The sequence below is a fragment of the Pseudomonas frederiksbergensis genome (assembly GCF_017114915.1).
Classification (GTDB): Bacteria; Pseudomonadota; Gammaproteobacteria; order Pseudomonadales; family Pseudomonadaceae; genus Aquipseudomonas; species Aquipseudomonas frederiksbergensis_I.
Genome location: NZ_JAAUOE010000018.1, coordinates 1 through 20,893, shown reverse-complemented (window position 1 = coordinate 20,893; position 20,893 = coordinate 1). Strand labels below are relative to the sequence as shown.

Sequence of the window (20,893 nt, the reverse complement as noted above, 5' to 3'; positions counted from 1 at the left end):
TGGACCTGGAAAATAAGTGAGAATGCGGGCCATTGGCGGCCGACAAATCGCGCCTACTATATCCAAGAATCGTTACAACAGGACACTCACTTAAGGCCCAAGGTGCAAATGAAACGATCCGCTTTCTTTATCTCCGATGGCACGGGTATTACGGCCGAAACCCTTGGCCAAAGCCTGCTGGCGCAGTTCGAAAACATTACCTTCAGCAAAATCATACGGCCGTACATCGACAACGCAGATAAAGCGCGGGCCATGGTACAACAAATCAACAAAGCCGCCGAAAACGATGGTTTTCGTCCGATTATTTTCGACACCATTGTCAATCAGGACATTCGTGAGATTCTCGCAACGTCGAATGGTTTCATGATCGACATTTTCTCGACCTTCCTGGCGCCCCTTGAACAGGAACTGACCGAGCATTCTTCCTACACGGTCGGCAAATCCCACTCCATCGGCCACAACTCCAATTACATGGAGCGCATCGAGGCGGTGAACTTCGCCCTCGACAATGACGATGGCGCCCGCACGCACTATTACGACAAAGCCGACCTGATACTAGTAGGCGTGTCGCGATGCGGCAAAACGCCGACGTGTTTGTACATGGCGATGCAATTCGGTATCCGCGCGGCCAACTATCCGCTGACCGAAGACGACATGGAGCGTCTGCAACTGCCGAGCGCCCTGCGCGCCCACCAGCACAAGCTGTTCGGCCTGACCATCGACCCGGACCGCCTCACCGCGATCCGCAACGAGCGCAAGCCCAACAGCCGTTATTCGAGCTACGCGCAGTGCGAATTCGAAGTGCGCGAGGTGGAGAATCTGTTTCGCCGCGAGAACATTCCGCACATCAATTCCACGCATTTCTCGGTGGAAGAGATTTCGGCGAAGATTCTGGTGGAGAAAGGTGTGGAGCGGCGATTTAAGTAAGGGGAGCAGCCACAAGCTGCAAGTTTCAAGCTGCAAGCAGAGTCAAACGCGTGCTTTTACTTGCCGCTTGAAGCTGGCCGCTCGAAGCTGCTTTCAGATCACCAACAAATCCACAAACCGGTTCACCGGCATCGCCTCAAGCGCTGCCGGGTCCTTGCACAACGCAAGGATCTCGGCGCTTCGCTGAGCCGTGAAGCGCGTCGCCAGATTGGCCTTGAATTTTTCCTCCAGCAACGGGATGCCGTCGGCACGGCGACGGCGATGGCCGATCGGGTACTCCACCATCACGTTATCGGTGTTGGAACCGTCCTTGAAGAACACCTGCACCGCGTTGGCGATGGAGCGTTTGTCCGCCTCCAGGTATTCACGGGTGAAGCGCGGGTCTTCGACGATGACCATTTTGTCGCGCAGCACATCGATAATCGGGTGCGCGGCATGGAAGTCATCCTCGTACTGCTCGGCCACCAGATTGCCGAACGCCAGGGGTACGGCGGTCATGTACTGGAGGCAGTGATCGCGGTCCGCGGCGTTGGCCAGCGGACCGACCTTGGAAATGATGCGGATCGCCGATTCGTGAGTGGTGATGACAATCTTGTCGATCTCGTGCAGGCGGTTCCTGACCAATGGATGCAGGGTGACGGCCGCCTCGCAGGCGGTTTGAGCGTGAAACTCGGCGGGAAAGCTGATCTTGAACAGCACGTTTTCCATCACGTAGCTACCGAACGGCCGGGGGAAGCCGAAGGCGCGCTTTTCGTCAGGCTTGAGCGCCAGGTCGTTGTTGGTGTGGCTGAACAGCACGTCGTAGAACCCCCACTGCCTGGCGGTCAGTACGCCGGGGATGCCCATTTCACCACGCATTGCGATGTCCGCCAGCCGTACGCCTCGACTGGTCGCATCCCCCGCCGCCCAGGATTTGCGCGACCCGGCGTTCGGCGCATGGCGGTAAGTGCGCAGCGCCTGGCCGTCGGCAAAGGCATGGGACAACGCCGACAACAGTTGCTCGCGGTTGGCGCCCATGAGTTTGGCGGTGACGGCGGTCGAGGCGACTTTCACCAGAATTACATGATCGAGGCCGACGCGGTTGAACGAGTTTTCCAGGGCGATCACGCCTTGAATTTCGTGAGCCATGATCATGGCTTCCAGCACCGCGCGAACGGTCAGCGGTGCATCACCATTGGCCAGGCGTTTTTGCGACAGGTGATCAGACACCGCGAGAATACCGCCGAGGTTATCGGACGGATGGCCCCATTCGGCGGCGAGCCAGGTGTCGTTGTAATCGAGCCAACGGACGATGCAACCGATGTCCCACGCGGCCTTGACCGGATCGAGACGGTAACTGGTGCCCGGCACGCGGGCGCCGAAAGGAACGATCGTGCCTTCGACGATCGGCCCCAGATGTTTGGTGCATTCGGGGAATCGCAAGGCCAGCAGACCGCAGCCGAGGGTGTCCATCAGGCAATTGCGGGCGGTATCAAGCGCTTCTGGGGAATCGATTTTGAAGTTGAGGACGTAGTCGGCGATGTCCTGCAGGACCGTGTCGTAGTCGGGGCGGGTGTTCAGGTCGACGTTGGCGCTCATGTTCGATTCACCGAATTCGTGTTTTGAAATGAAATCCCCTGTAGGAACTGGCTTGCCAGCGAAGGCGGTAGAACAGGCAACAATGATGTTGAATGTGACGGCCTCTTCGCTGGCAAGCCAGCTCCTATAGGGGGATATGCGTTATTTAGAAAGAATCCCCCGGCACACGAACGTACCCTTCCATCAACACCCGCGCACTGCGGCTCATGATGGCTTTGTTCACGGTCCATTCACCGTTGACCTGGCTAGCCTCGGCGCCCACGCGCAGGGTGCCGGACGGGTGGCCGAAGCGAACGGCGTTGCGTTCGATGCCGCCCGCCGCCAGGTTGACCAGGGTGCCGGAAATCGCCGCCGCCGTGCCGATGGCCACCGCTGCGGTGCCCATCATGGCGTGGTGCAGCTTACCCATGGACAAGGCGCGCACCAGCAGGTCGATGTCGGTGGCTGCGATTTTCTTGCCGCTGGACGCAATGTAATCCGCAGGTGGGGCGACGAACGCGACCTTCGGCGTGTGCTGGCGCTTGGCGGCTTCATCCAAGTGTTGAATCAGGCCCATGCGCAGCGCACCGTAAGCGCGGATGGTTTCGAACATTGCCAAAGCCTCCAGGTCACTGTTGATCGCGCCCTGCAACTCGGTGCCGGTGTAGCCGATGTCTTTAGCGTTAATGAAAATCGTCGGAATGCCGGCGTTGATCAAGGTTGCCTTGAGCGTACCGACGCCCGGCACCTCGAGGTCATCCACCAGATTGCCGGTGGGGAACATAGAACCACCGCCGCCCTCCTCTTCCGCCGCCGGGTCCATGAATTCGAGCTGCACTTCGGCCGCCGGAAAGGTCACGCCGTCGAGTTCGAAATCGCCGGTTTCCTGAACCTCGCCATTAGTGATCGGTACATGGGCGATGATGGTCTTGCCAATGTTGGCCTGCCACACGCGCACCACCGCCACACCATTGTGCGGAATGCGGCTGGCGTCCACCAAACCGTTGCTGATGGCGAACGAACCGACCGCCGCCGACAGGTTGCCGCAGTTGCCGCTCCAATCGACGAAGGGCTTATCGATGGAGACCTGACCGAACAGGTAATCGACGTCGTGATCGGCCTTGATGCTTTTCGACAGGATCACGGTTTTGCTGGTGCTGGACGTCGCTCCGCCCATGCCGTCGATCTGCTTTTCGTACGGATCGGGACTGCCGATCACCCGCAGCAACAAAGCATCGCGAGCCGGGCCAGGAACCTGCGCCGCTTCAGGCAAATCCTTGAGGCTGAAGAACACGCCTTTACTGGTGCCGCCGCGCATGTAGGTGGCGGGAATCTTGACTTGAGGTAAGTGAGCCATAGTGTTCCTTTTCGGCCGGCGCGGGACTTGAAATCCCGCGCGGCTCGTCGTGTTAAACGGCAACCGCCGACTCTTCGAGGAAGTCCTGAGCGAAACGCTGCAACACGCCGCCGGCCTCGTAGATCGACACTTCTTCGGCGGTGTCGAGGCGGCAGGTCACCGGCACTTCGACGCGTTCACCGTTCTTGCGGTTGATCACCAGCGTCAACGTCGCGCGCGGGGTGCGATCGCCGATCACGTCATAGGTTTCGCTGCCATCTATCCCTAAGGTTTTACGATTGGTACCCGGCAGGAACTCCAACGGCAACACACCCATACCCACCAGGTTGGTGCGGTGAATGCGCTCGAAACCTTCGGCGGCAATCGCTTCCACTCCCGCCAGACGCACACCCTTGGCCGCCCAGTCCCGGGACGAACCCTGACCGTAATCGGCACCCGCGATGATGATCAGCGGCTGCTTGCGTTCCATGTAGGTTTCGATGGCTTCCCACATGCGCATCACTTTGCCTTCCGGCTCGACGCGAGCCAGCGAGCCCTGCTTGACCTTGCCGTTTTCCTGAACCATTTCATTGAACAGTTTCGGGTTGGCGAAGGTGGCGCGTTGCGCGGTCAAGTGATCGCCGCGGTGGGTGGCGTAGGAGTTGAAGTCCTCTTCCGGCAGGCCCATTTTCGCCAGGTATTCGCCCGCCGCGCTGTCGAGCATGATCGCGTTGGAAGGCGACAGGTGATCGGTGGTGATGTTGTCCGGCAGCACCGCCAGCGGGCGCATGCCCTTGAGCGGACGCGCCCCGGCCAGCGCGCCTTCCCAGTACGGCGGACGGCGGATGTAGGTGCTCATCTCGCGCCAGTCGTACAGCGGCGTAACCTTGGGACCGGTGTCTTCGTGGATGGCGAACATCGGAATGTACACCTGACGGAACTGCTCCGGCTTGACCGAGGCCTTGACCACCGCGTCGATTTCTTCGTCGCTCGGCCAGATGTCTTTCAGGCGGATTTCCTGGCCATCGACCACGCCCAGCACATCTTTCTCGATGTCGAAACGAATGGTGCCGGCGATGGCATAAGCCACCACCAATGGCGGCGATGCGAGGAACGCTTGTTTGGCGTACGGATGAATCCGCCCGTCGAAGTTGCGGTTACCGGAGAGTACGGCGGTGGCGTACAGGTCGCGGTCGATGATCTCTTGCTGGATCACCGGGTCCAGTGCGCCGGACATGCCGTTGCACGTGGTGCAGGCGAAGGCCACGACGCCGAAGCCCAGTTGCTCCAGTTCTTTGGTCAGGCCGGCTTCATCCAGATACAGCGCCACGGTTTTCGAACCCGGCGCCAGCGAGGATTTGACCCACGGCTTGCGGGTCAGCCCGAGTTTGTTGGCGTTACGCGCCAGCAGGCCGGCGGCGATGACGTTGCGCGGGTTGCTGGTGTTGGTGCAACTGGTGATGGCGGCGATGATTACCGCGCCGTCCGGCATTTGGCCCGGTACGTCTTCCCACTTCCCGGAGATGCCTTTGGCGGCCAGATCCGAGGTCGCGACACGGGCGTGCGGATTGCTCGGGCCAGCCATGTTGCGCACCACCGAGGACAGGTCGAAGCTCAGCCCGCGCTCGTATTGCGCGCCTTTGAGGCTGTCGGCCCACAGGCCGGTCTGCTTGGCGTAGTTCTCGACCAGCTGCACCTGTTCGTCCTCACGGCCGGTGAGTTTCAGGTAGTCGATGGTCTGCTGGTCGATGTAGAACATCGCCGCGGTGGCGCCGTATTCCGGAGCCATGTTGGAAATGGTCGCGCGATCGCCGAGGGTCAGGTTTGATGCGCCTTCACCGAAGAATTCCAGCCATGCGCCGACGACTTTTTGTGTGCGCAGGTATTCGGTCAGCGCCAGCACCATGTCGGTGGCGGTGATGCCCGGTTGCAGCTTGCCAGTGAGTTCGACGCCAACGCTTTCCGGCAGCCGCATCCACGATGCGCGGCCAAGCATCACGCTTTCCGCTTCCAGACCGCCGACGCCAATGGCGATCACGCCCAGTGCATCGACGTGAGGCGTGTGACTGTCGGTGCCGACGCAGGTATCAGGGAAAGCCACGCCGTCACGCACCTGGATCACCGGCGACATTTTCTCCAGGTTGATCTGGTGCATGATCCCGTTGCCCGGCGGAATCACATCAACGTTCTTGAAAGCCTTTTTGGTCCAGTTGATGAAGTGAAAACGGTCTTCGTTGCGACGGTCTTCGATGGCGCGGTTCTTCTCGAACGCCTCGGGATCGAAACCGCCGGACTCGACGGCCAGGGAGTGATCGACGATCAATTGCGTTGGCACCACCGGGTTCACTTGCGCCGGATCGCCGCCTTGCAGGGCGATGGCGTCGCGCAGGCCGGCGAGGTCCACCAGGGCGGTCTGGCCGAGAATGTCATGGCACACCACACGGGCCGGGAACCACGGGAAATCGAGGTCGCGTTTGCGCTCGATCAGTTGCTTCAAAGAATCGGTGAGCGTGGCCGGGTCGCAGCGACGCACGAGGTTTTCCGCCAGCACGCGGGAGGTGTACGGCAGAGTGTCGTAGGCGCCGGGCGCAATGGCATCGACCGCCGCACGGACGTCGAAATAATCCAGAGAGCTGCCGGGCAGCGGTTTGCGGAATTGAGTGTTCATCGTCAGGACTCGGTCACGGTGGTTACATAAGGTGAGGTGCTGCACCGGGCTTGAATAGAAACCGAATCCCTGTAGGAGCCGGCTTGCCAGCGAAGGCGGTGGGTCAGTCAACGAAAAGGTTGATGACAGTCGCTTTCGCCGGCAAGCCGGCTCCTACGGGGCTCCGGTTCGCTTAGCACCCGGTGCCGGCCACCACCATTCAGCGCTGTTCGATTGGCACGAACTTGCGCTGTTCGACGCCGACGTACTCGGCGCTCGGGCGGATGATGCGGTTGTGGGCACGTTGTTCGAACACATGGGCCGCCCAGCCGGTCAGGCGCGAGCAGACGAAGATCGGTGTGAACAACTTGGTCGGAATGCCCATGAAGTGGTACGTCGAGGCGTGGTAGAAGTCGGCGTTCGGGAACAACTTCTTCTGTTCCCACATGGTTGCGTCGATGGCTTCTGAAACCGGGAACAACACCGTGTCACCCACTTCGTCGGCGAGTTTTTTCGACCAGCCCTTGATCACCTCGTTGCGCGGGTCGTTGTCCTTATAGATCGCATGACCGAAGCCCATGATCTTGTCTTTGCGCGCGAGCATCTCGAGGGTGCCCTCGACCGCCTCTTCCGGCGAGCTGAAGCGCTCGATCATTTCCATCGCCGCTTCGTTGGCCCCGCCGTGCAGCGGGCCGCGCAGGGAACCGATGGCGGCGGTAACGCACGAGAACAGGTCCGACAGGGTCGAGGCGCACACCCGGGCGGTGAAGGTCGAGGCGTTGAATTCGTGTTCCGCGTAAAGAATCAGCGAAACGTTCATCACCTTGACGTGCAATTCGCTCGGCTTCTTGTCATGCAACAAGTGCAGGAAATGGCCGCCGATACAGGCTTCATCGGTCACGCAGTTGATACGTTTACCGTCGTGGCTGAAGCGGTACCAGTAGCACATGATCGCCGGGAACGCCGCCAGCAGGCGGTCGGTCTTGTCGTGTTGCTCGGAGAAGTCTTTCTCCGGCTCGATGTTGCCCAAGAACGAGCAGCCGGTGCGCATCACATCCATCGGATGGGCGTCGGCGGGAATGCGCTCCAGCACTTCTTTGAGCGCTTGCGGCAGGTCGCGCAGCTTGCCCAGCTTCTGGGTGTAGGCGGCGAGTTGCGCCTTGGTCGGCAGTTCGCCGTACAGCAGCAGGTAAGCCACTTCTTCGAACTGTGCGTCAGCCGCCAGTTCGCGCACGTCGTAACCGCGATAGGTCAGGCCGGCGCCCGACTGGCCCACGGTGGACAGTGCGGTTTGCCCGGCAACCTGGCCACGGAGCCCGGCGCCACTGAGTACTTTTGCTTCGGCCATTGCTGTCTCCAGTTTTCTTGAATTTGTTAGGGAATCTGCAACTTCTACACGGTTATCTTGTTTTCGTAGCAGCTGCCGAGCCTGCGAGGCTGCGTTCGCTCGTAGCAGCTGTCGAGCAGCGCGAGGCTGCGTTCGGCTGCGAAGCAGTCGTAAAACCTGTAAACACGGTTGCACGACTTGGCGAGTCCTTCGGCCTCGAACGCAGCCTCGCGGGCTCGGCAGCTGCTACGGGAATACGTGCTTCATTATTTCTTCGCCGCAAACAACGCATCGAGCTTCTGCTCGAAGGTGTGGTAGTCGATGCGATCGTAAAGCTCCATGCGCGTCTGCATGGTGTCGATGACGTTCTGTTGCGTGCCGTCGCGGCGAATCGCGGTGTAGACGTTTTCCGCCGCCTTGTTCATCGCGCGAAACGCCGACAGCGGGTACAGCACCAGCGACACGTCGGCAGCGGCGAGTTGTTCGGTGGTGTACAGCGGCGTCGCGCCGAATTCGGTGATGTTGGCCAGGATCGGCGCTTTCACGCGGCTGGCGAACAGTTTGTACATTTCAAGCTCGGTGATCGCTTCCGGGAACACCATGTCGGCGCCGGCCTCGATGCACGCGGCGGCGCGATCCAGTGCAGACTCCAGACCTTCCACCGCCAGGGCATCGGTGCGGGCCATGATCACGAAACTGTCGTCGGTGCGGGCATCGACGGCGGCTTTGATGCGGTCGACCATTTCCTGCTGCGAGACGATCTCTTTATTAGGACGGTGGCCGCAGCGCTTGGCGCCGACCTGGTCTTCGATGTGAATCGCCGCCGCGCCGAACTTGATCATCGACTTGACGGTACGGGCGACGTTGAACGCCGAGGAGCCGAAACCGGTGTCCACGTCCACCAGCAGCGGCAGGTCGCAGACGTCGGTGATACGGCGCACGTCGGTCAACACGTCATCCAGGCCGGTAATGCCCAGGTCCGGCACGCCGAGGGAGCCGGCAGCCACCCCGCCCCCCGACAGATAAATAGCCTTGAAACCGGCGCGCTTGGCCAGCAGCGCGTGGTTGGCGTTGATCGTGCCGACCACTTGCAGCGGATGCTCGCTGGCGACCGCATCGCGGAAACGCTGGCCTGGAGTGCTCTTGTTGGAACTCATGACTCACCTCGTTCAGTGGCTGTCGGGTTAGCGCCGTCCTGGTAGTGACGGGCGATATTGCGTTTGGAGGCGCCGATGTGACGGCGCATCAACAACTCGGCCAGTTCGCCGTCACGGTCGGCGATGGCGTCGAGAATGCGGTGGTGCTCGGCAAACGCCTGGCGCGGCCGATTGGGCGTGGTGGAAAACTGGATGCGGTACATGCGCACCAGTTGATACAGCTCGCCGCAGAGCATCTGGGTCAAAGTGCGGTTGCCGCTGCCCTGGATGATCCGGTAATGAAAGTCGAAATCGCCTTCCTGCTGGTAATAGCCGACGCCTGCCTGAAACGCCGCATCGCGCTCGTGGGTTTCCAGCACCCGGCGCAGTTCGTCGATTTCTTCAACGGTCATGCGTTCAGCCGCCAGACGGCACGCCATGCCTTCCAGGGATTCGCGAATTTCGTAGAGTTCCAGCAATTCGGCGTGGCTCAGCGACACCACCCGCGCCCCGACGTGCGGCACACGAACCAGCAGGCGCTGGCCTTCCAGACGGTGAATGGCCTCACGCAGCGGCCCGCGGCTGATGCCGTAGGTGCGCGCCAGCTCTGGCTCGGAGATCTTGCTGCCCGGGGCGATCTCGCCCTTGACGATGGCCGCCTGAATGCGTCGGAAGACGTTTTCGGAAAGTGTTTCCGAGTCGTCCTGAACTGTGACCGGGGGATCGAGTTGATCCAGCATATTGTCGACACCTTGAAAACCAATGCCGCAAAAACTAGCGAATATGGCCGGTCGCGTCAAAGGATAAATAGATATTGTCGACAATCGTCTAATAACCGCCTGCACCATTACGAAGCGACACCTCAGGGTATAGCCGTCCGCCGGCGCTGGCGCCATAAAACCACCGTGCTAGAATGCCGCCCGCATTTGCTTGTCATCTGCATTGCCTGTCATCAAAAGCGCACAGGCATACGAGGGAGCTTGTGCAGCAATGCCAGGGCCTTGAATTGAAGAACGGACCGCTGCGCATCAGGATTTATGAGACTCAAGCTCTTCACCACATTCCTTTGTCTTCTCGGCCTGTCAGGTTTTGCCGCGGCAGGGGAAAAGACTGTGTACGGCCTCAATGAGTACGCTTCGCTGGACGGCATCAATCTGCAAGTCGCCGCCAAACTCGACACCGGGGCGAAAACCGCCTCGCTGAGCGCCCGCGACATCAAACGCTTCAAACGCAACGGCGAATCCTGGGTGCGCTTCTATCTGGCCATCGACGCCGCGCATTCGCACCCGATCGAACGACCGCTGGCCCGTGTCAGCAAGATCAAGCGCCGGGCCGGCGACTACGACCCGGAAGAAGGCAAGAAGTACACCGCCCGTCCGGTCATCGAGCTGGATATCTGCATGGGTTCGGCCTTGCGCAGCATCGAAGTGAACCTGACCGACCGCAGTGCCTTCCAATACCCGCTCCTGATCGGCTCCGAAGCGCTCAAGCGTTTCGACGCGCTGGTCGACCCCAGTCTTAAATACGCTGCTGGCAAACCTGCCTGCGCCACCGACGCACATACCGCAGAGTAATCCCAATGCGCTCTCTTACCCTTCATCTGAAATTGCTGATCGCCATCCTGGTGGTGCTGGGCATTTCAGTTACGGCCTATCAGATTTTCGTGCTCGGTATTCCGGTGACCGAAGACGCCACCGACGACTTGTGGAACATCGACGCCAAGGTCGAGTTCGTCGCCAACCCCAAGGATCCGATCAAGATCCAGATGTTCGTACCGCCCCTGAGCCGCGACTACGTGAGCCTCAACGAGAGTTTCATCTCCAATAATTACGGCGTGGCGGTGAACCGTGTCGACGGCAACCGCAAAGTCACCTGGTCGGCGCGTCGGGCCAAGGGCAACCAGACCGTTTATTACCGTCTGGTGCTGACCAAGCGCTACAGCGGCGAAAAATCCAAGGTCAAAGGCCCGACCTTCCGCGACAGCATCGCCGTCGAAGGCCCGGAAAAAATCGCCGCCGAAGCCCTGCTCGCGCCAATCCGCCAGCATTCGGCCGACGTCGAAACCTTCATCAGCGAAGCCATCAAGCGCGTCAACAACCTCAACGACGACAACATGAAACTGCTGCTGGCCGGCGATCCGTCCACCGCGAACAAAGCCAAAATCGTCGAGTTAGTACTGTCCATCGCCCACGTGCCGGTGGAAAAGGTCCACACCATCCGCCTGGTGGCCGATCAGCCGCAAATGCCTGAACTCTGGTTGCGCAGCTTCAACGGCACTGACTGGCTGTACTTCAACCCGGAAACCGGCGAACAGGGTCTGCCCACCGACCGCCTGCTGTGGTGGACCGGCGACGAGAACCTGATCACCGTCGATGGCGGCAAAAAAGCCAATGTCACCTTCAGCCTGAACAACAGCGAAATGAACGCCATTCGCCTGGCCAAGCTGACCGACGAAAACTCCGACGCCAATTTCCTCGATTACTCGCTGTACGGCCTGCCGCTGGAAACCCAGCAGACCTTCATGATCATGGTGATGATCCCGATCGGCGTGCTGGTGATCCTGATCCTGCGCAACCTGATCGGCATCCAGACACTCGGCACCTTTACCCCGGTGCTGATCGCCCTCGCCTTCCGGGAAACCCAGCTCGGGTTCGGCATTGTGCTGTTTACCATCATCACGGCGCTCGGGCTGTCGCTACGTTCCTACCTTGAACACTTGAAACTGCAAATGCTGCCGAGACTGTCGGTGGTGCTGACCTTTGTGGTAGTGCTGATCGCGGCGATCAGCCTGTTCAGCCACAAACTCGGCCTGGAACGCGGGTTGTCGGTGGCGCTGTTCCCGATGGTGATTCTGACCATGACCATCGAACGCCTGTCGATCACTTGGGAAGAGCGCGGCGGCGGCCACGCCATGAAAGTGGCGATCGGCACGCTGTTCGCCGCTTCCCTGGCGCACCTGATCATGAGCGTGCCGGAGCTGGTGTACTTCGTGTTCACCTTCCCGGCGGTTCTGCTGATCCTGGTGGGCTTCATGCTGGCCATGGGTCGCTATCGCGGCTACCGCCTGACCGAACTGGTGCGTTTCAAGGCTTTTCTGAAGAAGGTTGACGCCTGATGTTCGGTCTCTGGAAGACCTGGAAAGCCCTGGAGGCCCGGGGCATCATGGGAATCAATCGGCGTAACGCAGACTACGTGCTCAAGTACAACAAGCGCAGCCTGTACCCGATCGTCGATGACAAAATCATCACCAAGGAACGCGCCATCGCGGCGGGCATTCACGTGCCGGAATTGTATGGCGTGATCTCCACCGAGAAGGAAATCGACAACCTCGACAAGATCATCGGCGGGCGCACCGACTTCGTGGTCAAACCGGCCCAGGGCGCCGGTGGCGACGGCATTCTGGTGATCGCCGACCGCTTCGAGGGGCGCTATCGCACGGTGTCGGGCAAGATCATCAGTTTTGATGAAATCGAACACCAGATTTCCAGCATCCTGACCGGCCTGTATTCCCTGGGCGGCCACCGTGACCGTGCATTGATCGAGTACCGCGTGACCCCGGACCAGATCTTCAAAAGCATCAGCTATGAAGGCGTGCCGGACATTCGCATCATCGTGCTGATGGGTTATCCGGTGATGGCCATGCTGCGCCTGCCAACGCGCCAGTCCGGCGGCAAGGCCAACCTGCACCAGGGCGCCATTGGCGTCGGTGTCGATCTGGCCACTGGCCTGACATTGCGCGGCACCTGGCTGAACAACATCATCACCAAACACCCGGACACCACCAACGCGGTGGACGGCGTGCAACTGCCCTACTGGGACGGCTTCATGAAACTCGCCGCTGGCTGTTACGAGCTGTGCGGGCTGGGTTACATCGGGGTCGACATGGTGCTCGACCAGGAGAAAGGACCGCTGATTCTTGAACTCAACGCCCGGCCCGGGTTGAACATTCAGATTGCCAACGATTGTGGGCTGACGTTGCGCACCCACGCGGTCGAAGCGCGGCTCGAAGAGTTGAAGGCCCGCGGGATTACCGAAACCGTGCAGGAACGCGTGGAGTTCGTTCAGGAATTGTTTGGGCATATTCCAGCGGTTGAGGGCTGACCGGTGGCGAGGGGGCTTGCCCCCTCGCCACCGATGTATCTCTTGCCGACATCCCCACTAGGAGCAAATCCTGCAGAGGACTACAATCGCTCCCCCGCCTCGATGGCTGATATACCCCGCCCATGTTGACCTGTTCCGTACACCCGCTGCCCTATCGCGCCAACCCCGCCGAGTACTTCGCGGCGATTCGTCATGCCCCCGGTGCCGTGCTGCTCGACAGTGGCCGACCGAGTGCCGAGCGTGGGCGTTATGACCTGCTCAGTGCCTGGCCGCTGGAGCAACTGGCGGTGTTGCCGGATGAAAGCGGCAGCCATTTCCTGCAACGCCTTCGCGACCACCTGACCCGACTCGGCAACGCGACCCTGCCTGTGTCCTATGACCTGCCCTTCGTCGGCGGTCTGATCGGCTATCTGAGCTACGACTTCGGCCGGCATCTGGAAAACCTGCCGAGCCAGGCGCGGGACGACCTGCAATTGCCCGATGCCCGTTTCGGGCTGTACGACTGGGCGCTGATCAGCGATCACCACTTGGCCACCAGTCAACTGGTGTTCCACCCGACGCTGATCGACAGCGAACGACAACGGCTGATCGAACTGTTCACTCAACCCGCAACTCAGAAAATCCAGCCTTTCAAACTGGACGGCCCGATGAGTGCCGACCTGAGCGCTGACGACTATCGACAAGCCTTTGAACGCATTCAGCAGTACATCCAGGCCGGCGACTGCTATCAGGTCAACTTCGCCCAGCGTTTTCGCGCGCAATGCCACGGCGATCCGTGGGCCGCTTACTGCGCGCTGCGGGCAGCGTGCCCGACACCCTTTTCCGGTTTCCAGAGCCTGCCCGACGGCGACGCCGTGCTGAGCCTGTCGCCAGAGCGTTTCGTCAAAGTCAGCGAGCGTCACGTCGAAACCCGCCCGATCAAAGGCACCCGCCCCCGCGGTCTGAGCGCTGCCGAAGATGCGGCGAACGCCGCCGAACTGCTGGCCAGCCCCAAGGATCGCGCGGAAAACCTGATGATCGTCGATCTGCTGCGCAACGATCTGGGTCGTACCTGCCGCATCGGCTCGGTGCGGGTGCCGGAGTTGTTCAGCCTGGAAAGTTATCCGAATGTGCATCACCTGGTGAGCAGCGTTACCGGTGAGCTGGCGGATGACAAGGATGCACTGGATTTGATCGCCGGCAGCTTCCCTGGCGGCTCGATTACCGGCGCACCGAAGATTCGTGCCATGCAGATCATCGATGAACTGGAACCGACCCGTCGCGGGCTGTACTGCGGTTCATTGCTGTATCTGGACGTGCGCGGGGAGATGGACAGCTCCATCGCTATCCGCAGTTTGCTGGTCAAGGATGGGCAGGTGTGCTGCTGGGGTGGCGGCGGAATCGTGGCGGATTCTGATTGGCAGGCCGAGTATCAGGAATCGATCACCAAGGTGAAGGTGCTGCTCGATACGTTGCAAAACCTGTAACCGTAGGAACTGCCGCAGGCTGCGGCAGCTCCAGGGATCGGGTTTACAGGCTTAGATTGCGGTTCGAAGCCTTGATGAACTCCTGCTTCAGCTCGACAAAGCTGTGCACCGCCGGGAACTGCGGGAACTCACGAATCACATTATCCGGCGCATGGAACAGAATCCCGGCATCCGCCTCGCCCAGCATCGTGGTGTCGTTGTAAGAATCCCCCGCCGCGATCACCCGGTAATAGAGGCTCTTGAACGCCAAAACCGACTGCCGCTTGGGATCTTTCTGACGCAACTGATAGCCCGTGACCCGACCCGCATCGTCAGTGATCAAACGATGGCAGAGCAACGTCGGGAAGCCCAGTTGACGCATCAGCGGTTGGGAAAACTCGTAAAAAGTATCCGACAGAATCACCACCTGAAAGCGCTCACGCAGCCAGTCGACAAATTCGCTGGCACCTTCCAGAGGCTTGAGCGTGGCGATCACTTCCTGGATATCGGAAAGTTTCAGACCGTGCTCGTCGAGAATCCGCAGGCGCTGCTTCATCAACACGTCGTAGTCGGGAATGTCCCGAGTGGTGGCCCGGAGGGACTCGATCCCGGTTTTTTCGGCAAAGGCGATCCAGATTTCCGGGACCAGCACACCTTCAAGATCCAGACAGGCAATTTCCACAAGACACTCCCATTGGTATTGTTGATGAGTCGAGCGAGCAAAAGGACTGCCGAACTCTAGCGACTCGCCCCCACCTGTGCAATGCAGAGGGCGCGCCAGTTACCGCAGGATTTTGTTACCATCGGCGCATATAGAGCGCCCAGCGCCACCGACCTGTAGGAAGCCGCCCTGATGAGCCCATCGTTCGATGTCGTGGAACTCGCCACGACCTATGCCAACAAATCCGCCCAGGACATCCTGAAACTCGCGTTCGCCGAGTTCGGCGACGACCTGTGGATATCTTTCAGCGGTGCCGAGGATGTGGTGCTGGTGGACATGGCCTGGAAGCTGAACAAGAACGTCAAAGTGTTCAGCCTCGATACCGGCCGCTTGCACCCCGAAACCTACCGCTTCATCGAACAGGTGCGCGAGCACTACAAAATCGACATCGAAGTGGTGTCGCCGGACTACACCAAGCTCGAACCTTTCGTGAAAGAAAAAGGTCTGTTCAGCTTCTACAAGGATGGCCATGGCGAGTGCTGCGGCATTCGCAAGATCGAGCCGCTGCGTCGCAAGCTGTCCGGCGTGACCGCCTGGGCCACCGGCCAGCGTCGGGATCAGAGCCCTGGCACCCGCAGCGCTGTCGCGGTGCTGGAAATCGACACCGCCTTCTCCACCCCGGAACGGACCCTGTACAAGTTCAACCCGCTGGCACAGATGACCAGCGAAGAGATCTGGGGTTACATCCGCATGCTGGAGCTGCCGTACAACAGCCTGCATGAGCGCGGGTTCATCAGCATCGGCTGCGAACCTTGCACCCGCCCGGTATTGCCGAACCAGCACGAGCGTGAAGGTCGTTGGTGGTGGGAAGAAGCCACGCAGAAAGAATGCGGGCTGCATGCGGGCAACATCATCAGCAAATCCAAAGATTAAAGGCTGGCCGGGACGGTTGGGCTGGTAGGTTCAAAGCGCACTGAACCGCTGCCCCAACCCCTGCTGCGCAAATTGCTCAATGATGAAATCGACAAACGCCCGGGTCTTGCCTGGCAGTAGTTTGTGCTCGGCGTAGTAGATGGAGATGTTGCCATCGTCGACGTACCAATCGGGTAACACCCGCTGCAACGTCCCGGCATCCAGATACCCTACGGCAAACGGCATGCTCACCAACGCAATGCCCACCCCTTGGGTCGCCGTGGCGCAAGCAGCTTCCGAATCGCTCATGGTCATCCGCGGCTTGAGTGTCAACGGGCTGTGTTGCCGAGTGCGACTGGTCAACTGCCAGGAACGCACCCGCCCCGTCTGCGGCGACCTTATCAGGATGCCATCGTGGCGCTTGAGGTCGTCGGGCTCGACGATCGCCTCGTGCCCCGCCAGGTACTCGGCTGAAGCCACCAATACTCGATGGGCGGGCGTCAGCTTGCGCGCCACCACGCCCTGGGGCAGCTCGAATCCGCCACCAATCGCCGCATCGAAACCCTGGCCGATCAGGTCGACCTGACGGTTGTCGAAATGCCAGTCCGGATTGATCGCCGGAAAGCGCCGCAGAAACTCTCCGAGCAACGGCACAATGTACAAGCGCCCGAACACCGTGCCCATGCTGACCTTCAGCGTTCCCGCCGGACGTCCTTCGGCGCTGGCCAGGTTGGCCACGGCATTCTGGATCGTGTGCAGGCTGGCGCTGACTTCGCCGAGAAACAGCTGGCCGGCCTCGGTCAGCGTCAGGCTACGGGTACTGCGCTGGAACAACCGCACACCCAGTCGCGCCTCCAGCTTCGCGACGCTCTTGCCCACCGCCGCCGGCGTCAGGCTCAAGCGCCGCGCGGCTTCGGCAAAGCTGCCGACCTCAGCGCTGCGCACGAAGCATTCGATACTGCTGAAGGTTTCCATAAGCGCCACTATAAACTTCTGGTTTACACAGACTATAGCAATGACGGTCTACCGGGAGGGTAATGCGAAGCCGATACTCGACTCCAACAACAAGGCAGCCCGCCTTGAACATCTGGAGATCGACATGACCACTCAACACCTCAGCGGTAAAGTAGCTCTGATTCAAGGCGGCTCACGCGGCATCGGCGCGGCCATCGTCAAACGCCTGGCCGCCGAGGGCGCTAGCGTCGCCTTCACTTACGTCAGCTCTACCGGCAAAGCTCAAGACCTGCAAAACAGCATCACCACCGCCGGCGGCAAAGCCCTGGCCATCAAGGCCGACAGCGCCGATGCCGCCGCCATTCGCGATGCCGTCAACGCCACCGTCCAAGCCTTCGGTCGCCTGGACATCCTGGTCAACAACGCAGGCGTCCTGGCCATCGCACCGCTGGAAGACTTCAAACTCGAAGACTTCGACCAGACCCTGGCCATCAACGTCCGCAGCGTGTTCATCGCCACCCAGGAAGCCGTCAAACATATGACCGAAGGCGGTCGCATCATCAACATCGGCAGCACCAATGCCGAGCGCATGCCTTTCGCCGGTGGCGGCCCTTACGCCATGAGTAAATCGGCGCTGGTCGGCCTGACCAAAGGCCTGGCCCGTGACCTCGGCCCACGGGGTATCACCATCAACAACGTGCAACCGGGCCCGGTCGACACCGACATGAACCCGGCCGACAGTGACTTCGCCGAAAGCCTGATCCCCCTGATGGCCGTGGGTCGCTATGGCAAATCGGAAGAAATCGCCAGCTTTGTCGCTTACCTTGTCGGCCCTGAAGCCGGTTACATCACCGGTGCCAGCCTGACCATCGACGGTGGGTTCGGCGCCTGATACACCGCTCGACCGAGACAGAAACGCCGGCAATCGATTACCGGCGTATTTGTCTGTCAGGGATTATCGAATGGTCAGGCCCACTCAAGCGCCGGTAAACCACAGGCACTGGGCTTGAACGCCTTCAACGTACGAAGAATCCCATCGGCGTGTGCGTATTTTTCGTCGGCCATCGCCGCATCCGGTATCGCAATCGCCGTCATTCCCGCCGCTTTCGCTGCGGTGACGCCGAACGGTGAATCCTCGAACACCAGGCAATCCTGGGGCGCGACACCCAGGCGTCGTGCCGCCGTCAGGAAAATATCCGGTGCCGGTTTTGCCGCCCCCACTTCCGGGTCGTCAGCCGTGACGATGAAGTCGAACAGCGCGAACCAGTCGCGATGCAAGGTGGTTTTCTGGCCGAACGACTGCCGTGAAGAACTGGTGCCCACCGCGATAGGAATATGGTTGGCCTTCAAGTGCCGAACCAGCTCTTCTGCGCCGGGCATCGCCAACGCCGTCGGAAAACGCTCGCGCATCAGCGGTTCGCGGATCACCAGAAACTCTTCGGCAGTGATCGGCAGATCCAGCGCCTCGACCACATAGCGTGCCAGGTCACCCGCGCCACGGCCGATGATGTTTTGTTTGACGTTCCAGTCGAAGGTCCGGCCGTAACGCTCGGCAATGATAGACGTGACCTCGGTATAAATGCCCTCGGTGTCCAGCAGCAAGCCGTCCATATCAAAAATCACGGCCTTGATCGGGCCGAACTCATCCAAGGGTGCATTCATCGCATCTGATCCGTTTCTCATGACATCCCCGACCGGGTCTGTGATGGATTAAAGGGTTCAGCAGCATAGCGAGCGTGGTTGGCAGCTAGCAACGGGCAATGTCCGGCGGATGCAAAAACCTGTATCGAGTGCCCGCAATGATTTAGCGATTTCCCCTACACAAAACGCCTCTTTTCCCGACTTCTTTCCTTTTTGATCCCCCGCAAAGTCTCTCGCTCCAAATTGATCGGCGCGAGGGATTGCGAATGTTCGAACCTGACAAGGTCCTGGCCTTGAACAACGCCATCGGCCTGCTGGTGGTCGCGGCCATGAATCCCGAGCAGCCGGACATCGAAGCGCTGCTCGATGATTTTCGGCTCTGCCTCAACGACTACGAGGCCTGGGCGGAAAACTTCTGGACCGGTGGGGCGCTGAATGTCGAGCAGGTGTTCAAGGTCGGCAACGAAGTCCGGCTCAGCGCGCCGAAGGATTCCACCGCCCCTGTCAGTAAGACGCTCGCCATGTGCCCGGCCAGTGGTCCGTTGACCCTGGTCCATATGTTTGAAGCCGCGCGCTTCGTGCCGATCGGCGATACACCGGTGATGCTCGAACCGGTTATCTCGCAGCGAAATGGCGAACTGACGTTCGGTGAGCCCGTCCACAAAACCATCGGCCCCAGCGGCATCCTCGAAATCCCCGAATGCTGGCGCGGCCAGCGCTATCGCATCACCTTTTTCCCCCATGTCTCCACTGAACACGTCAAAGCGCTTTACGCCTCCTATCAAGGCGTGATCGGCGAGCTGGAAGGCTGGTTGCGCAACGAATGGACGAGCGAATTCGCGCCTTTATGGGCAGGTTTTTCAGAAGCAGGCTTCACCCAGCGTTACGGCCTGCTGCAACAGGCCGACTGGCGCGGCTTCGAACAGTCGCTGCACGGTTTGTGGGATGACGTGAAACAGGTCTACGCCCTGGTGGCGGACCTGCAAGGCAACAGCGAAAAACTCCTCGAATACCTGACCCAAGGCGAGCTTGAGACGCTGCTGAACGCTTCGGCTGAAACCATCGCCAATGTGTTGCTGATGTTGAGCGATGAGCCGTTGATGTTCATCCATCTCGCGGCCTTCACCAGTTGGCTGAGGATGTTGCCGCCGCAGTACATCGCCGAAGTCGTGGCGCAAATTCGCACGGAAATATTGATCAGTTTCCTGCTGGTGCGTCTCACCGGCCCTACGGGCCTGACGCTCGGCATGAGCGCCAAAGTACTGGACAAGCTCAAATCCCAGCGGGCTCGGCAGTGGTTGGCGGCGGCCAGTTTGCGACTGGCCGGACTGACGGCCAAATCCGACCTGACAGCCCACGCTGGCGCGCTCAAACCGCTCATGGTCAGCGCGCGCAATGCACCAGTGAAACCTGCACCGACGGCTGCGCTGCAGATCAGTGCCAGCAACTCACCGGTTGTGCGGGTGAACAATCCGGTCGCCATTGCTCGGGACAAGTCCGAAGCCATGACCCGCCTGGGACGTCACGAACCTCACGACGATTCACCGGATCAGGCGAAAAACCCCAACGGCGACAGCGCCGATTGCGCGGCATTGACCTGCACCAACGGCTGTCCGGTATCGATGGTCACCGGCGAAGAACTGCTGACCCTCACCGACGGTTCACTGGATGGGCTGCTGCCGTTTGTCTTCACCCGGTTGTACCGCACCAGCGCGGTGGACATCGATTGCGGGCTGGGTTGGGGCTGGAGTCATTCGCTGGCACAACGGTTGGAGCTCGACGATGAACAGGTCGTCTGGATCGACCATGAGAACCGTCGCACCCGCTTCCCACTGCCGAACAGCGAGCGCCCGGCGATCCACAACAGCCTGTCCCGGGCGGCCATTTACCTCGGGAGTGAACCGGATGAGTTGATTCTCGCGCTGGCCGGTGAGACGAGCCGGTTCTACCACTTTCATAACGGGCAGCTGACGGTGATCAGCGACGCCTACGACAACCGCCTCCACGTCACTCGCGACCGTCAGGGTCGCATTCAACGCCTCGATAACGGCGCTGGCCGTTCGCTGCTGTTGTGTTACGAGCGCAGGCACCTCGTCGCCGTCGAATACCAGTCATTTCGCCCCAACGATGACTTGGGTGAAGCCTGGCGCACAGAGCAGACGCTGGTTTTCTACCGCTATGACGCTCGACAACGCCTGATCGAAGCGATCAATGCCGCCGGGGAAAGCGAGCGTTACGACTACGACGAC

The 20,893-nt window shown here is 60.3% G+C and carries 17 protein-coding genes; 8 read left to right on the top strand and 9 right to left on the bottom strand.

Going from position 1 to position 20,893, the window contains the following annotated elements; all coding sequences use genetic code 11:
• Positions 1–108: 108 nt before the first annotated feature.
• Positions 109–927, top strand: coding sequence for a posphoenolpyruvate synthetase regulatory kinase/phosphorylase PpsR (ppsR, locus tag HCU66_RS14760; RefSeq protein WP_205889174.1), 819 nt, complete (start codon positions 109–111; stop codon positions 925–927).
• Positions 928–1,020: 93 nt separating this feature from the next.
• Here the strand turns inward: ppsR and prpD are convergent, their stop codons facing one another.
• From prpD to HCU66_RS14730, 6 genes are all read right to left on the bottom strand, one after another.
• On the bottom strand, positions 1,021–2,505 hold the full coding sequence (prpD, locus tag HCU66_RS14755; protein ID WP_205889173.1) for a 2-methylcitrate dehydratase: 1,485 nt from the start codon (positions 2,503–2,505) through the stop codon (positions 1,021–1,023).
• Between the two features lie 145 nt (positions 2,506–2,650).
• The gene (prpF, locus tag HCU66_RS14750; protein ID WP_205889172.1) at positions 2,651–3,841 is read right to left on the bottom strand and encodes a 2-methylaconitate cis-trans isomerase PrpF; all 1,191 of its coding nucleotides are present in this window, start codon (positions 3,839–3,841) and stop codon (positions 2,651–2,653) included.
• Positions 3,842–3,893: 52 nt separating this feature from the next.
• The gene (gene acnD, locus HCU66_RS14745) at positions 3,894–6,488 is read right to left on the bottom strand and encodes a Fe/S-dependent 2-methylisocitrate dehydratase AcnD (protein WP_205889171.1); all 2,595 of its coding nucleotides are present in this window, start codon (positions 6,486–6,488) and stop codon (positions 3,894–3,896) included.
• A 199-nt stretch (positions 6,489–6,687) separates the two neighbouring features.
• Positions 6,688–7,815, bottom strand: coding sequence for a bifunctional 2-methylcitrate synthase/citrate synthase (prpC, locus tag HCU66_RS14740; RefSeq protein ID WP_205889170.1), 1,128 nt, complete (start codon positions 7,813–7,815; stop codon positions 6,688–6,690).
• A gap of 245 nt (positions 7,816–8,060) precedes the next feature.
• Positions 8,061–8,951 carry a methylisocitrate lyase gene (prpB, locus tag HCU66_RS14735; RefSeq protein ID WP_007902093.1) on the bottom strand — a complete coding sequence of 297 codons (891 nt, stop codon included), beginning with the start codon at positions 8,949–8,951 and terminating at the stop codon, positions 8,061–8,063.
• Positions 8,948–9,670, bottom strand: a complete 723-nt coding sequence (locus HCU66_RS14730) for a GntR family transcriptional regulator (RefSeq protein ID WP_007902102.1) — start codon at positions 9,668–9,670, stop codon at positions 8,948–8,950. The genes prpB and HCU66_RS14730 overlap by 4 nt, the downstream gene beginning before the upstream one ends.
• A gap of 297 nt (positions 9,671–9,967) precedes the next feature.
• On the opposite strand from HCU66_RS14730, the gene rloA reads away from it, so the two are divergent.
• The 4 genes from rloA to pabB all read left to right on the top strand — a co-directional run bounded on the left by rloA (position 9,968) and on the right by pabB (position 14,497).
• Positions 9,968–10,504: a retropepsin-like aspartic peptidase RloA gene (rloA, locus tag HCU66_RS14725; protein WP_205889169.1), complete on the top strand. Its 537-nt coding sequence runs from the start codon at positions 9,968–9,970 to the stop codon at positions 10,502–10,504.
• A 5-nt stretch (positions 10,505–10,509) separates the two neighbouring features.
• A complete protein-coding gene (gene rloB, locus HCU66_RS14720) occupies positions 10,510–12,045 on the top strand; it encodes an osmotic stress tolerance membrane protein RloB (protein ID WP_205889168.1) in 1,536 nt (511 codons plus the stop codon).
• Positions 12,045–13,031, top strand: coding sequence for an alpha-L-glutamate ligase-like protein (locus HCU66_RS14715; protein WP_205889167.1), 987 nt, complete (start codon positions 12,045–12,047; stop codon positions 13,029–13,031). Before rloB ends, HCU66_RS14715 begins: the two co-directional genes overlap by 1 nt.
• Before the next feature lie 122 nt (positions 13,032–13,153).
• Entirely contained in the window at positions 13,154–14,497 is a 1,344-nt protein-coding gene (gene pabB / locus HCU66_RS14710; protein ID WP_205889166.1) for an aminodeoxychorismate synthase component I, read from the top strand.
• 43 nt (positions 14,498–14,540) lie between these two features.
• Here the strand turns inward: pabB and thrH are convergent, their stop codons facing one another.
• Positions 14,541–15,158 (bottom strand): bifunctional phosphoserine phosphatase/homoserine phosphotransferase ThrH, encoded by a 618-nt coding sequence (gene thrH, locus HCU66_RS14705; RefSeq protein ID WP_205889165.1) that lies wholly within the window; start codon positions 15,156–15,158, stop codon positions 14,541–14,543.
• Positions 15,159–15,329: 171 nt separating this feature from the next.
• Here thrH and HCU66_RS14700 point away from each other — a divergent pair, with 171 nt between their 5' ends.
• The gene (locus HCU66_RS14700) at positions 15,330–16,070 is read left to right on the top strand and encodes a phosphoadenylyl-sulfate reductase (protein ID WP_205889164.1); all 741 of its coding nucleotides are present in this window, start codon (positions 15,330–15,332) and stop codon (positions 16,068–16,070) included.
• Between the two features lie 30 nt (positions 16,071–16,100).
• Here HCU66_RS14700 and HCU66_RS14695 read toward each other — a convergent pair whose 3' ends face one another.
• Positions 16,101–17,024: a LysR family transcriptional regulator gene (locus HCU66_RS14695; protein WP_205889163.1), complete on the bottom strand. Its 924-nt coding sequence runs from the start codon at positions 17,022–17,024 to the stop codon at positions 16,101–16,103.
• Between the two features lie 124 nt (positions 17,025–17,148).
• Here HCU66_RS14695 and HCU66_RS14690 point away from each other — a divergent pair, with 124 nt between their 5' ends.
• Entirely contained in the window at positions 17,149–17,895 is a 747-nt protein-coding gene (locus HCU66_RS14690; protein ID WP_205889162.1) for a 3-oxoacyl-ACP reductase family protein, read from the top strand.
• Between the two features lie 74 nt (positions 17,896–17,969).
• Here the strand turns inward: HCU66_RS14690 and HCU66_RS14685 are convergent, their stop codons facing one another.
• Positions 17,970–18,665: an HAD-IA family hydrolase gene (locus HCU66_RS14685; RefSeq protein WP_205889161.1), complete on the bottom strand. Its 696-nt coding sequence runs from the start codon at positions 18,663–18,665 to the stop codon at positions 17,970–17,972.
• Between the two features lie 245 nt (positions 18,666–18,910).
• Here HCU66_RS14685 and HCU66_RS14680 point away from each other — a divergent pair.
• Positions 18,911–20,893 (top strand): DUF6531 domain-containing protein (locus tag HCU66_RS14680; protein ID WP_241015500.1); only part of this gene is annotated, 1,983 nt, incomplete at its 3' end.

Coding starts and splice junctions, on each gene's coding strand:
- ppsR (WP_205889174.1), top strand. CDS start 109: ATGAAACGATCCGCTTTCTTTATCTCCGATGGCACGGGTATTACGGCC.
- prpD (WP_205889173.1), bottom strand. CDS start 2,505: ATGAGCGCCAACGTCGACCTGAACACCCGCCCCGACTACGACACGGTC.
- prpF (WP_205889172.1), bottom strand. CDS start 3,841: ATGGCTCACTTACCTCAAGTCAAGATTCCCGCCACCTACATGCGCGGC.
- acnD (WP_205889171.1), bottom strand. CDS start 6,488: ATGAACACTCAATTCCGCAAACCGCTGCCCGGCAGCTCTCTGGATTAT.
- prpC (WP_205889170.1), bottom strand. CDS start 7,815: ATGGCCGAAGCAAAAGTACTCAGTGGCGCCGGGCTCCGTGGCCAGGTT.
- prpB (WP_007902093.1), bottom strand. CDS start 8,951: ATGAGTTCCAACAAGAGCACTCCAGGCCAGCGTTTCCGCGATGCGGTC.
- HCU66_RS14730 (WP_007902102.1), bottom strand. CDS start 9,670: ATGCTGGATCAACTCGATCCCCCGGTCACAGTTCAGGACGACTCGGAA.
- rloA (WP_205889169.1), top strand. CDS start 9,968: ATGAGACTCAAGCTCTTCACCACATTCCTTTGTCTTCTCGGCCTGTCA.
- rloB (WP_205889168.1), top strand. CDS start 10,510: ATGCGCTCTCTTACCCTTCATCTGAAATTGCTGATCGCCATCCTGGTG.
- HCU66_RS14715 (WP_205889167.1), top strand. CDS start 12,045: ATGTTCGGTCTCTGGAAGACCTGGAAAGCCCTGGAGGCCCGGGGCATC.
- pabB (WP_205889166.1), top strand. CDS start 13,154: ATGTTGACCTGTTCCGTACACCCGCTGCCCTATCGCGCCAACCCCGCC.
- HCU66_RS14700 (WP_205889164.1), top strand. CDS start 15,330: ATGAGCCCATCGTTCGATGTCGTGGAACTCGCCACGACCTATGCCAAC.
- HCU66_RS14695 (WP_205889163.1), bottom strand. CDS start 17,024: ATGGAAACCTTCAGCAGTATCGAATGCTTCGTGCGCAGCGCTGAGGTC.
- HCU66_RS14690 (WP_205889162.1), top strand. CDS start 17,149: ATGACCACTCAACACCTCAGCGGTAAAGTAGCTCTGATTCAAGGCGGC.
- HCU66_RS14685 (WP_205889161.1), bottom strand. CDS start 18,665: ATGAATGCACCCTTGGATGAGTTCGGCCCGATCAAGGCCGTGATTTTT.